At 72.3% G+C, this 12992-nt stretch carries 10 protein-coding genes; 3 read left to right on the top strand and 7 right to left on the bottom strand.

Annotated features, from left to right (window positions below; all coding sequences use genetic code 11):
* Window positions 1-16: 16 nt before the first annotated feature.
* The 6 genes from J7E87_RS17125 to J7E87_RS17150 all read right to left on the bottom strand — a co-directional run bounded on the left by J7E87_RS17125 (window position 17) and on the right by J7E87_RS17150 (window position 8259).
* On the bottom strand, window positions 17-1147 hold the full coding sequence (locus tag J7E87_RS17125) for an acyl-CoA dehydrogenase family protein (protein ID WP_215094808.1): 1131 nt from the start codon (window positions 1145-1147) through the stop codon (window positions 17-19).
* A complete protein-coding gene (locus J7E87_RS17130; RefSeq protein ID WP_215094810.1) occupies window positions 1144-3144 on the bottom strand; it encodes a biotin carboxylase N-terminal domain-containing protein in 2001 nt (666 codons plus the stop codon). Before J7E87_RS17130 ends, J7E87_RS17125 begins: the two co-directional genes overlap by 4 nt.
* A 10-nt stretch (window positions 3145-3154) precedes the next feature.
* Complete coding sequence (locus tag J7E87_RS17135; RefSeq protein ID WP_215094812.1) at window positions 3155-4753, bottom strand: acyl-CoA carboxylase subunit beta; 1599 nt, start codon at window positions 4751-4753, stop codon at window positions 3155-3157.
* Window positions 4750-6432 carry an acyclic terpene utilization AtuA family protein gene (locus tag J7E87_RS17140; protein WP_215094814.1) on the bottom strand — a complete coding sequence of 561 codons (1683 nt, stop codon included), beginning with the start codon at window positions 6430-6432 and terminating at the stop codon, window positions 4750-4752. Before J7E87_RS17140 ends, J7E87_RS17135 begins: the two co-directional genes overlap by 4 nt.
* Entirely contained in the window at window positions 6429-7223 is a 795-nt protein-coding gene (locus tag J7E87_RS17145) for a TIGR03084 family metal-binding protein (RefSeq protein WP_215094816.1), read from the bottom strand. The genes J7E87_RS17140 and J7E87_RS17145 overlap by 4 nt, the downstream gene beginning before the upstream one ends.
* 106 nt (window positions 7224-7329) lie before the next feature.
* Entirely contained in the window at window positions 7330-8259 is a 930-nt protein-coding gene (locus J7E87_RS17150) for a DMT family transporter (RefSeq protein WP_374195185.1), read from the bottom strand.
* A 98-nt stretch (window positions 8260-8357) separates the two neighbouring features.
* Here J7E87_RS17150 and J7E87_RS17155 point away from each other — a divergent pair, with 98 nt between their 5' ends.
* The 3 genes from J7E87_RS17155 to J7E87_RS17165 all read left to right on the top strand — a co-directional run bounded on the left by J7E87_RS17155 (window position 8358) and on the right by J7E87_RS17165 (window position 10077).
* Complete coding sequence (locus J7E87_RS17155; RefSeq protein ID WP_215094817.1) at window positions 8358-9245, top strand: LysR substrate-binding domain-containing protein; 888 nt, start codon at window positions 8358-8360, stop codon at window positions 9243-9245.
* A gap of 137 nt (window positions 9246-9382) precedes the next feature.
* The gene (locus J7E87_RS17160) at window positions 9383-9646 is read left to right on the top strand and encodes a hypothetical protein (RefSeq protein WP_215094819.1); all 264 of its coding nucleotides are present in this window, start codon (window positions 9383-9385) and stop codon (window positions 9644-9646) included.
* A complete protein-coding gene (locus tag J7E87_RS17165) occupies window positions 9643-10077 on the top strand; it encodes a pyridoxamine 5'-phosphate oxidase family protein (protein WP_215094821.1) in 435 nt (144 codons plus the stop codon). Before J7E87_RS17160 ends, J7E87_RS17165 begins: the two co-directional genes overlap by 4 nt.
* On the opposite strand, the gene J7E87_RS17170 is transcribed toward J7E87_RS17165, so the two are convergent.
* On the bottom strand, window positions 10064-12913 hold the full coding sequence (locus J7E87_RS17170; RefSeq protein WP_215094823.1) for an FAD-binding and (Fe-S)-binding domain-containing protein: 2850 nt from the start codon (window positions 12911-12913) through the stop codon (window positions 10064-10066). The genes J7E87_RS17165 and J7E87_RS17170 overlap by 14 nt on opposite strands.
* Between the last annotated feature and the right edge of the window lie 79 nt (window positions 12914-12992).

The raw sequence follows: 12992 nt of genomic DNA on the forward strand, positions 1-12992 counted from the left end.
GCCAGAATCGCCTGTGTCAGTACGACTTGGGGAGACCCAGGGACTGGTGGGATACGTAATTGAGGATCATCTCGCGGCTGACCGGGGCGATCCTGGCGACGCGGGAGGCGGTGACGAGCTGGGCGAGGCCGTACTCGCGGGTGAGTCCGTTGCCGCCGAGGGTGTGGACGGCCTGGTCGACGGCCCGGACGCAGGCCTCGCCGGCGGCGTACTTGGCCATGTTGGCGGCCTCGCCCGCGCCGATGTCGTCGCCCGCGTCGTAGAGGGCGGCGGCCTTCTGCATCATGAGGCGGGCGAGTTCGAGCTCGATGTGGGCCTGGGCGAGGGGGTGGGCGATGGCCTGGTGGGCGCCGATGGGGTCTTTCCAGACCTGGCGGGTCTTGGCGTACTCGATCGCCCGCGCGAGGGCATAGCGCCCCATGCCGATGGCGAAGGCGGCGGTCATGATGCGTTCGGGGTTGAGCCCGGCGAAGAGCTGGAGGAGGCCGGCGTCCTCTTCCCCGACGAGGGCGTCCTCGGGGAGGCGGACGTCGTCAATGACGAGCTCGAACTGCTTCTCCTGGGCCGCCAGTTCCATGTCGATCTGCGAGCGCCGGAAACCCTCCGCGTCACGGGGGACGATGAAGAGGCAGGGCTTGAGCTTGCCGGACCTGGCATCCTCCGTCCGTCCGACGATGAGGGTGGCGTCGGCGATGTCGACGCCGGAGACGAAGACCTTGCGCCCGTTGAGTACCCAGCCGTCGTCGGTCCGGCAGGCGGTCGTGGTGATCCTGTGGGAGTTCGACCCGGCGTCCGGCTCGGTGATGCCGAAGGCCATGGTGAGGCTGCCGTCGGCGAGACCGGGCAGCCATTGCTGCTTCTGCGCCTCGGTGCCGAAGCGGGCGATGACGGTGCCGCAGATGGCGGGCGAGACGATCATCATGAGGAGGGGGCAGCCGGCCGCCCCCAACTCCTCCAGCACGATGGACAGTTCCTGCATGCCGCCGCCTCCGCCGCCGTGCTCCTCGGGAAGGTTCACCCCGAGATAGCCGAGCTTGGCGGCGTCGGCCCACAGCTCTTCGCGTACGTATCCACGCCCGTGCCGCTGCCCGAGCGCGGATACGGCGGCGCGCAGTGCGGTGAGTTCCTGGGTCTCTACGGTGCTCATGCTTCCCGTTCCTCCTGTACGTCTGCGTTGTGTACGTCTGCGTTCTGTACGACGGCGAGCAGAGTGCCGACCTCGACCTGACGGCCGGGCACGGCGTGGAGCGCGGTGAGGGTGCCGGAGGAGGGCGAGAGGATGCGGTGCTCCATCTTCATGGCCTCCAGCCATACGAGCGGCTGCCCCTGGGTCACCCGGACCCCTTCGGCCAGCCCTTCCCCGACCCGTACGACGGTCCCGGGCATGGGCGCGAGCAACGACCCGGGCCGCGTCCTCTCCCGGGGTTCGGTGAACCGCGGCCGAACGGGCAGGGCGTACGCGCCGGCGGGGCCGTCGACGTGGACGAACCCGTCGCCGTGGCCGGTGACGTCGAAGGGCCGCACGACGCCGTCGATCTCGAGCCGGACGCGGTGGGGGGTGACGTGGACGACGCGCACGCCCGGGTCGTCGACGAGAGGGAAGCCGTCCCGGGTGAGGCGGTAGCGGACTTCGTGCGCGCCGTAGGCCTTGACCTGCGGCTGTGAGTGGAGGTTCCGCCACGCGCCACGGCGTGCGGCGGCGTCGGCGAGCGCGGCCGCGATGGCCGCGTACCGCTCCCCGTCGCCGGGCGCGGTGAGCGCGTCCAGGTTCCGCTCGTAGAACCCGGTGTCGAGCTGAGCGCCGGTGAACTCGGGGTGCTCCAGGGACCGTACGAGCAACGCCCGATTGGTGACCGGCCCGTGCACACGGGCCCGCCGCAACGCGTGGGCGAGCCGCCGGACAGCTTGGTCCCGGGTGGGAGCCCAGGCGATGACCTTGGCGATCATGGGGTCGTAGTGCACGCCGATGGAGTCGCCCGCTGCGTAACCAGTGTCGACGCGCACCCAGGGGACGCCGTGAACGGCCTCCCCGCCCGCGCGCAGCGCCGCGCCATCGGGGGCGTGGGGGGTTCCGCCCCCCGCACTCATGGGCGGGTGGGTGGGCAAGCACCCCGGCACCTCGAGCGCATGCAGCATCCCCGTCTGCGGCCGCCACCCCTTCGACGGATCCTCCGCGTACAGCCTCGCCTCCACCGCATGCCCCCGCCCCGGCGGCGGGCCCGGCGGCAGCGCCTCGCCCTCCGCCACGCGCAGTTGCTGCGCCACCAGGTCGATGCCGAACACCGCCTCCGTGACCGGGTGTTCCACCTGGAGACGGGTGTTCATCTCCAGGAAGTGGGCCCGGCCCTCCGGGGAGATCAGGAACTCCACCGTTCCCGCGCCCCGGTAGCCCACCGCCCGCGCCGCGGTCACCGCCGAATCTTGCAGCGTCGCGACCAGCGCGTCGGGCAGGCCCGGTGCCGGGGACTCCTCGATCACCTTCTGGTGGCGGCGCTGGAGCGAGCAGTCGCGGGTGCCCAGCGCCCACACCGTGCCGTACGCGTCCGCCAGCACCTGCACCTCCACATGGCGGCCTCGCTCGATGTACGGCTCCAGGAACACCTCACCGTCGCCGAAGGCCGACGCCGCTTCGGACCCTGCCGCCTCCAACTCGGCTGCCAGGGACGCCAGTTCGCGTACGACTCGCATGCCACGCCCGCCACCCCCCGCCGCCGCCTTCACCAGCAGCGGCAGGTCCGCGTCCGTCACCGTCGAGGGGTCCAGCGGCGCGCCGCCCATCAGTTGCTTCGCCCGTGTCTTGGACGCCATCGCCTCGATGGCGGAAGGCGGAGGGCCGATCCACACCAGCCCCGCGTCCATCACCCCGCGCGCGAACTCCGCGTTCTCGGACAGGAAGCCGTACCCCGGATGCACCGCGTCCGCGCCCGCCGCGAGCGCTGCCTTCACGATCAGGTCGCCGCGCAGATACGTGTCCGCCGGCGCCGCCCCCGGCAGCCGCACTGCCGCGTCCGCCTCCCGGACGTGCAGCGCGGAGGCGTCCGCGTCGGAGTACACCGCGACCGTCGAGACGCCCAGCTCACGGCAGGTTCGAAAGACCCGGCACGCGATCTCGCCCCGGTTCGCGACAAGGACAGAAGTGATCATCGTCAAGCCCTCACATCCGGAAGACGCCGAAGCCGCCGCGCGCGCCCTCGACCGGTGCCGTGTGGATCGCGGACAGGCACAGCCCCAGCACCGTCCGCGTATCGCGCGGGTCGATGACCCCGTCGTCGTACAGCCGCCCCGAGAGGAACATCGGCAGGGATTCGGACTCGATCTGCTGCTCGACCATGGCGCGCAGCCCCGCGTCCGCCTCGTCGTCGTACGGCTGCCCCTTCGCCGCCGCAGACGCGCGCGCGACGATCGACAGCACGCCCGCCAGCTGCTGCGGTCCCATCACCGCGGACTTGGCGCTCGGCCAGGCGAAGAGGAACCGCGGGTCGTACGCCCGACCGCACATGCCGTAGTGCCCCGCCCCGTACGAAGCCCCCATCAGCACCGACAGATGCGGGACCTTCGAATTCGACACCGCGTTGATCATCATCGCGCCGTGCTTGATGATGCCGCCCTGCTCGTACTCCTTGCCGACCATGTAGCCGGTGGTGTTGTGCAGGAAGAGCAGCGGCACATCGCGCTGGTTGGCGAGCTGGATGAACTGCGCGGCCTTCTGGGACTCCTCGCTGAACAGCACGCCCTGTGCGTTGGCCAGCACCCCCACCGGATAGCCCTGCAGCCGCGCCCACCCGGTCACCAGGCTCGGCCCGTACAGCGGCTTGAACTCGTCGAAGTCCGAACCGTCGACGATCCGCGCCACGACCTCGCGCGGGTCGAAGGGCGTGCGCAGATCCTCGGGCACGATTCCGAGGAGTTCCTCCTCGTCGTACTTGGGGGGCTCGCCGGGCGATGGATCGGCGTGCGCCTTGCGCCAGTTGAGGCGGGCGACCACCCGCCGCGCCTGCCGCAGCGCATCCGCCTCGTCGAGAGCGAAGTAGTCGGCGAGCCCCGACGTACGCGCGTGCATCTCCGCGCCGCCGAGCGACTCGTCGTCGCTCTCCTCCCCCGTCGCCATCTTCACCAGCGGCGGTCCGCCGAGGAAGACCTTCGACCGCTCCTTGATCATGATGGTGTGGTCGGACATCCCGGGTACGTACGCCCCGCCCGCCGTCGAGTTCCCGAAGACCACCGCGATCGTCGGAATACCGGCCGCCGACAGCCGGGTGAGGTCCCGGAAGAGCGCACCGCCGGGGATGAAGATCTCCTTCTGGGACGGCAGATCCGCGCCGCCGGACTCGACGAGGGAGATACAGGGCAGCCGGTTGGCGTACGCGATCTCATTCGCGCGCAGGGCCTTCTTCAGCGTCCAGGGGTTGGACGCCCCGCCCCGCACGGTCGGGTCGTTGGCCGTGATCAGGCACTCGACGCCCTCCACCACCCCGATGCCGGTGACCATCGAAGCGCCGACCGGATAGTCGCTGCCCCACGCGGCGAGCGGGGACAGTTCCAGGAAGGGCGTGTCCGGGTCGAGGAGCAGCTCGATTCGCTCGCGAGCGAGGAGCTTTTTGCGCCCCCGGTGCCGGGCGACGTACTTCTCGCCGCCGCCCGCGAGCGCCTTGGCGTGCTCGGCGTCCAGCTCGGCGAGCTTGCCGAGCATGGTGTCGCGGCGAGCGGCGAATTCGGGACCGGCGGGGTCGACGGCCGAGGCGAACACGGTCACAGCAGAACCTCCGGGATGTCGACGTAGCGCGAACGGAGCCACTCGCCGAGCGCCTTGGCCTGCGGGTCGAACCTGGCCTGCGCGGCGACGCCTTCGCCGAGGATGCCTTCGACGACGAAGTTCAGGGCGCGCAGGTTCGGCAGGACATGGCGCTGGACTCTCAGCCCGGCAGTCTCCGGGAGCAGCGCGCGCAGACGGTCCACGGTCAGCTCGTGCGCGAGCCAGCGCCAGGCGTCGTCGGAACGCGCCCACACCCCGACGTTGGCGTCGCCGCCCTTGTCACCGCTGCGGGCGCCGGCGACCAGACCGAGGGGCGCGGCGCGACGGGGCCCGTCCGGCAGCGCGTCCGGCAGCTCGGACCCGATGTCGACCGGTTCGACTTCCTGCGTACGTACGGCAGCCGGCACCGCGAACTTCCGCCCGTCGGGCAGCACGGCCGTATGGGGAACCTCGGCGGCGTCGACGTACTCGGCATCGAAGACCCCGTACGGCGCGCCCTTCCCCGGCGGGGCCGTCACATGGAAGCCCGGATAGCTGCCGAGCGCCAGCTCGATCGCCGCGCCGCTCACCGCACGCCCGACCTTGTCCGGGTCTCTGTCGCGCACGACGAGGCGCAGATACGCGCTCGCCCGCTCCTCGGTGTCGCCGTCGGGCCGCTCGGTGCGTGCCAGCTCCCACCGCACGTCGGCCGGGCGGTGCTTGCCGAGGGTGTCCTCCAACTGGTCACGCACCAGGCGGGCCTTGGCCTCGATGTCGAGTCCGGTCAGCACGAACACGACCTCGTTGCGCCAGCCGCCGATTCGGTTGAGGCCGACTTTCAGGGTGGGCGGCGGGGCTTCGCCGCGTACGCCGGAGATCCGCACCCGGTCGTGGCCGTCCTGCGCCAGCCGTACGGTGTCCAGGCGCGCGGTGACGTCGGGTCCCGCGTACCGCGCGCCCCCGGTCTCGTACAGCAGCTGCGCGGTGATCGTGCCGATGTCGACCACGCCGCCGGTGCCGTCGTGCTTGGTGATGACGGACGTCCCGTCGGCGTGGATCTCGGCGAGGGGGAAGCCGGGGCGGCGTACGTCGTGTCCGCTGAAGAAGGCGTAGTTGCCGCCGGTGGCCTGGGTGCCGCACTCCAGCACATGTCCCGCCACGACCGCCCCGGCGAGCGCGTCGTAGTCCTCGGCTCCCCACCCGAAGTGCGCGACCGCGGGGCCGGTCAGCAGGGCCGCGTCCGTGACCCGGCCGGTGACGACGACATCGGCGCCGGCCCGCAGGCACTCGGCGATGCCGGCGCCGCCCAGGTAGGCGTTGGCGGTGAGGGCGTCCGGGAAGCGGGCGGCGAGGTCGTCGCCCTCGACATGGGCGACCTCGACGGGCACGCCGACGCGGTCCGCGAGCTCCCGCACGGCTTCGGCGAGGCCCGCCGGGTTGAGCCCGCCCGCGTTGGCGACGATCTTCACGCCGCGCTCGTGGGCGAGCCCGAGGCACTCCTCCAGCTGCCGCAGAAAGGTCTTGGCGTAGCCGAGGCGGGGGTCCTTGAGCCGGTCCCGGCCGAGGATGAGCATGGTCAGCTCGGCGAGGTAGTCCCCGGTCAGGACATCGAGGGGGCCGCGGGTGAGCATCTCGCGTACGGCGTCGAAGCGGTCGCCGTAGAAGCCGGAGGCGTTCCCGACGCGCAGCGGCTCGGTCACGAGCGGTCCCCCTTCGGCGCGCGGCCGGATCCCGGGGGACCGGCGAAGGCCTGCGCGATGTCCAGCCACCGGTCTGCGTCTGGGCCCTCGGCCCGTACGGCGAGGTCGGCGCGGTGCGCCCGCCGCGTCACCAGCAGACAGAAGTCGAGGGCGGGCCCGGTCACGCGCTGCCCGGCGTCCTCGGGGCCGTACGTCCACAGCTCCCCGCCCGGTGCGGTGAGCTCCACCCGGAACGGCTCGGCGGGCGGCGTCAGCCCGTGAACCTGGTAGGCGAAGTCGCGCGCCCGCACCCCGATGTGCGCGATGTGCCGCAGGCGCGCGGTCGGTTCGCGTACGGCTCCGAGCGCGTCCGCGACGTCCTGGCCGTGCGCCCAGGTCTCCATCAGCCGCGCGGTCGCCATCGATGTGGCGCTCATCGGCGGCCCGTACCAGGGGAAACGCGCGCCGGGCGGGGTCTCTCTCAGTGCCTGCTGCAGTCGCTCGCGGCCGTCGCGCCAGTGGGCCAGCAGCTCGGCGGGCGGCAGTGCGGCACCGGCCTCCGTGCCCTCGTCGACGAAGGAGTCAGGCGCGGCGATGGCTTTGTCGACCTCGGCGGCGAAGGCCCCGGGATCGGTGACCGCGAGCAGCGCGGCGGTGTCCGTCCAGGCGAGGTGGGCGATCTGATGGGCGACGGTCCAGCCGGGCGCGGGCGTCGCGCGCGCCCACCCTTCGTCGTCCAACTCGCCGACCAGCCGGTCGAGTTCGTCACTTTCGCTACGCAAGTCGTCGAGTACGACTGCCGGGTCGGCCACGGTGCGCTCCCTTGAGGACACGACGTTGTGTGTCCCGGAGCATGGCAGCGCCCAGCAAAACAAGCAAGCATGCTTGCTTTGACTTCTACGCCTTCGAGGCAGCCCTTCAGGCGGTCTTTCCGGCCATCTGGGTCCGTACCGCACCCATGCTCGCCGCGATGACCAGCGCGATCGCCAAGGCGTCCAGCGCGGAGAGGGCTTGATGCAGTACGAGGAACCCGGCCGTCGCAGCGATCGCCGGCTCCAGGCTCATCAGCACCGCGAAGGTCGGGGCGGGCAGCCGGCGCAGCGCGAGCAGCTCCAGGGTGTACGGGAGGACGGACGACATCACCGCGACGGCGAGACCGAGCCCGAGCGTGGACGGCACGATCAGCTTCGACCCGGCCTCGGCGATGCCGAGCGGCAGGCTCAGCACGGCCCCGACGGCCATGGCCAGCGCAAGTCCGTCGGCCTGCGGGAACCGCCGCCCGGTGCGGGCGCTGAAGACGATGTACGTGGCCCACATCGCACCCGCGGAGAGCGCGAAGAGCGCGCCCACGGGGTCGAGCCGGTCGAAGCCGCCGCCGCTGAGCAGGACCACGCCCGCGAGGGCGAGGCCCGCCCAGACGAGGTTGACCGGCCGCCGCGAGACGATCACCGAGAGCGCGAGCGGCCCGAGGACCTCGAAGGTGACCGCCGCGCCGAGCGGGATGCGGTCGACGGCCTGGTAGAAGAGAACGTTCATCGCGGCCATGGCGGCGCCGAAGGCGACGACGGTGCCCCAGTCGGCGCGCGAGTGCCCGCGAAGGCTCGGCCGGCAGACGACGAGCAGGACGAGCGCGGCGAGGACGAGCCGGAGGGTGACGACGCCGAGGGCTCCGGCGCGCGGCATGAGCAGCACGGCGATGGCCGCGCCGAACTGTACGGAGAGCGCACCGGCCACGACGAGCGCGACGGGCCCGAGGCTGCCGCGGGAACCCGGTGCACGGGTGGCGCCCTCCAGCGCGACGGCGGCTTCCGGCTCATTGGCCACGACGGTGCGGCGAGGCTCGTCCACCGGAAACCTCCCTGATGCTTTTCGGCCGACGCCCCTACGCTACGGGCCTTGGAGCGCTGCGTGAAATGCGTACTGGGCTGCCGTTATGCTCCACGTGCATGAGCATCGAGCTACGCCACCTCCGCTGCTTCCTGGCCATCGCGGAGGAGTCCAGCGTGACCAGGGCGGCGGCCCGGCTGCACCTCACCCAGCCCGCGGTCTCCCGGTCGCTGGCCGCGCTGGAAAAACACCTCGGCACCCGGCTGGTGGACCGCTCCACCCATCATCTCGCCCTCACCGCGGAGGGCCTGGTCTTCCGCGACAAGGCGGCGACAGCGGTCGCCGCCTTCGACGAGGCCCTCGACGCGACCCGGCTGCGCCACTGGCCGCTGCGGCTCGGCCACGCCTGGTCCGCCCTCGGCCCGTACACCACCCCGCTGCTGCGCCGCTGGCACCGGGAGCACCCGGACACCCCGCTCGAACTCCTCCGCATCGACGACCGCACGGCAGGCCTCGCCCGCGGCGAGGTCGACGCGGCGGTCCTGCGCGGCCCGGTGGACACCCCCGGCCTGATCACCGAGCTCCTCTTCACCGAACCCCGGGTGGCGGCGGTGACGTCGGACGGCCCCCTGGCGGCGCGTGCCTCCCTGACACTCGCGGACCTGACGACGGGACCGGTGATCCTGAACACGGTCTCGGGCCTGACGACGCTGGACCTGTGGCCTGCGGAGTCCCGCCCCACGAGGGTGCTCACAGTGGCGAACACGGACGACTGGCTGACGGCGATCGCGGCGGGCCGGGGCGCGGGCGCGTCGGTGGCCTCCACGGCGGAGATGCACCCGCACCCAGGGGTCTCCTACCGCCCACTGTCGGACGCGCCACCGGTAGCGGTAGTGCTGGCGTGGCGCGAGTCGGCGGCGCATCCGGCGATTCCTCAACTGGCGGCGCTGGCCCGGGAGGTGGCGACAGCTGCCTCTTCGAGATCATCTATGCCGGAACGGGAATAATCCCAAGTCGGCATGGACGTGGGGAAACACGCTCCGTAGCGTCGATCTCAGGCGGTCCCGCCAGGGCCGAAGCAGAGGGGCCACCATGCCACGAGAGCAACTGACCAGGCTCACCGGCAAGCTAAACGGACCGAACTGTGACGACGACTGCCCGAATCGAGCGACTGGCCGAGTGCGCGCCGCGCTTCGGCTCCGACACGGACCGGGACCGCGCGCGCCTGGCCGCGCTGGTCGACTCCACGGCCGGGACACTCAGCTGCGGCGGCGACGTATCGCTCGGCTTCTACCTCGAACGCCCGACGTTCATGTCCCTGGCCCTGGTGACCTGCTCACCGAACCGCACCGCGCCCGATCCGGGCTGCCCACTGCGCCGTCCCGCCCGTGGTAGAGAGGGCCCATGAAGCGCGACGAGCTCATCTGGTTCCTTCGCAGGTACAAGCTCGCCGTCCAGGCGTCCGTGGCGCCGGACGGCGCACCCCAGGCCGCCGTCGTCGGATTCGCGGTCAGTGACGAGCTCGAGATCATCTTCGACACCGTCGAGACGACGCGCAAGTGCCTCAACCTGCACGCCGACCCCCGCATCTCGCTCGTGGTCGGCTGGGACGACGCGGTCACCGCGCAGATCGAGGGCGTCGCGGACTTCCCGGCCGGCCCGGAGCTCGAGCGCATTCAGCAGTGCTACTTCGCCGCGTATCCGGACGGCCGCGACCGGCTCACCTGGCCCGGCATCACCCATGTGCGGGTGCGTCCGACCTGGGTGCGGTACAGCGACTTCACCCAGGACCCTCCGCTGATCGAAGAGCTCACCGTCGCAGAGCTCACGACGGAGTGACTCCCAGTCCCTCCGCCAGCACCTCCGCCAGATGCCTCGCCCTCCGCCCCTCCAGCTGTTCCAGCTGCGTACGGCACGAGAAGCCGTCCGCCAGGATCTCCACCCCCTCCCCCGCCGCCCGCACCGCCGGAAGCAGCTGGTCCTCCGCGCACGCCACCGACACCCCGTAGTGGCCCTTCTCGAAGCCGAAGTTCCCCGCCAGGCCGCAGCAGCCGCCGCTCAACTCCCCTACCAGTCCAGCCCGTTCACGCAGACGGCGCTCCGCCGCGTCCCCCAGCACCGCATGCTGGTGGCAGTGCGTCTGGCCGGCCACCGCCCGGTCCAGGCGCGGCGGGGACCAGTCCGGGGCGCACTCCTCCAGTGCTTGGGCGAAGGTCCGGACCGATGCCGCCAAGCGCGCCGCCCGCGGGTCGTCGCCCAGCAGTTCCGGCAGGTCCGTCTTCAGGGCCGCCGCGCAGCTCGGCTCGAGGACCACCACCGGGACGCCCAGGTCCAGCAGCGGCTCCATCGTGTCCAGCGTCCGGCGCATCACGGCACGCGCGCGGTCGAGCTGGCCCGTCGAGACGTACGTCAGGCCGCAGCAGACCCGGCCCGGCGGCAGCACGATGCCGATGCCCGCCACCTCCATGACCTTCACGGCCGCCCGGCCGACGGACGGGGACAGATGGTCGGTGAAGGTGTCCGGCCACAGCACCGCAGTGCGGTTCCTCGCCAGGACCTCCGTCCGCTCGCCCATGTGCTCCCGCAGCCAGCGCCGGAAGGTCACCGGTGCGAGCGTGGGAAGGGAACGCTCGGGGGCGATGCCTCCCAGACGCTTCGCGAGCGCCGCCAACGGGCCCACCCGACCTGCCGCGTTGACCACGCGGGCGAACGGCGCCGCCGCCCGCAGCCAGACCGGCAGCCGGCCCATCGCGTAGTGCGAGGCGGGCCGTACCCGGCCCGCGTAGTGGTGGTGCAGGAACTCCGCCTTGTACGTGGCCATGTCGACGCCCACCGGGCAGTCGCTGCGGCAGCCCTTGCAGGACAGGCACAGGTCGAGCGCGTCGCGCACCTCCGTCGAGCGCCAGCCGTCCCGTACGACCTCGCCCGCCAGCATCTCGTGCAGCAGCCGGGCCCGCCCGCGCGTGGAGTGCTGCTCCTCGCCCGTCGCCCGGAACGACGGGCACATCACACCGCCGCCCGAACCAGCGTCAGTCGTACGGCATTTGGCGACGCCGACACACCTGCGTACCGCCACCGCGAAGTCCCCGCCGTCGTGCGGATAGCCGAATTCCACGTCCACCGGCTCCCTCGGCAGGACGGAGAAGCGGAGATTGGAGTCGAGCCGGTCGGGGCGGGCGAGCATCCCCGGGTTCATGGCGCCCGCCGGGTCCCACACGTCCTTGAACCGGCCGAAGAGGGCGACCAGTTCGTCTCCGTACATCTTCGGCAGCAGTTCCGCGCGCGCCTGCCCGTCGCCGTGCTCGCCCGACAGCGAGCCGCCGTGCGCGACGACGAGTTCCGCGACATCGACGGAGAAGGTCCGGAACCGGGCCACGCCCTCCTCGCTGATCAGGTCGAAATCGATACGGACGTGAATGCAGCCGTCCCCGAAGTGTCCGTACGGCGTCCCGCTCAGACCGTGCTCGGCGAGCAGCGCCCGGAAGTCCCGCAGATACGCCCCCAGCCGGGCCGGCGGAACCGCGCAGTCCTCCCACCCCGGCCAGGCCTCGCCTCCTTCGGAGGTCCGCGTCGCCGTCCCCGCCGCGTCCTCCCGCACCCGCCACAGCGCCCGCATGCCCGCCACGTCGTCCACCACCGTGCCGTCCAGCGCGTCCGCCGCCCGGACGATGCCGGCCGCCGCGGCCCGCGCCTCGGCGGCCGTGTCGCCGCCCGTCTCCACGAACAGCCAGGCTCCGCCGCGCGGCAGCCCCCGCTCGCCGCGCACCAGATCCTCGGCCATGCCCTCGACGGTCAGCGGCCTGTGCGCCAGCAGACCGGGCGCGGCCTCGGCCGCCGCGCTCTCGTCCGCGTAACCGAGCACGGCGAGCGCCCGCGCGCGTGGCGCGTCGACGAGCCGTACGGACGCCTCCGTCACCACCCCCAGCGTGCCCTCGCTGCCGCAGAACGCCCGCGCCAGATCGACGCCCCTCTCGGGCAGCAGGGCATCCAGCGCGTATCCGGAGATACGGCGCGGCAGCCCGTCCGGGTACCCGGTCCGCAGCAGCGCCAGATTCCGGTCCACCAGCTCGCGCAGGCCCCCGGGTGCGCCCTCCCAGCCCTGGCCCAGGCGGAGTTCGGCTCCCCCGTACGTCATGACCGACAGACCGCGGAGGTTGTCGGCGGTCGTCCCCCACGCCACCGAGTGCGCGCCGCAGGAGTTGTTGCCGATCATCCCGCCGAGCGTGCAGCGGTTGTGCGTGGAGGGATCGGGCCCGAACGTCAGCCCTGCGGGCCGTACGGCATCGCGCAGCGTGTCCAGTACGAGGCCGGGCTGCACCACCGCCGTACGGGCAGCCGTGTCCACCTCCACCAGCGCGTTCATATGGCGGGTGAAGTCCAGCACCACACCGACGCCGGTGGCCTGCCCGGCGATCGACGTACCGCCGCCGCGCGGCACCACCGGCGCCCCGTGCCGCCTGCACACCTCCAGCGCGGCTGCCACGTCCTCGGCGTCGCGTGGCGCCACCACGCCGACCGGGACGCGCCGGTAGTTGGACGCGTCCATGGTCATCAGGGCCCGGGCGGCCGTGGTGAAGTCCACGTCGCCGCGAACCGCCTTCGCGAGCTCCCGCGCCAGCTCGCCCGTCTCGCGCCGGCCCGGCCCGCCTCGCCCCGCCTGTCGCTGTTCAGCCATGTGTCTCAGGATGCCCCTGTCACTCACGTCCCACCGGCAGGAGACGTGACGCTTTCACCGGCCGGACCGCGGCGCCCGC

The sequence above is a fragment of the Streptomyces sp. ISL-1 genome, assembly GCF_018614585.1.
GTDB classification, from domain to species: Bacteria; Actinomycetota; Actinomycetes; order Streptomycetales; family Streptomycetaceae; genus Streptomyces; species Streptomyces maoxianensis.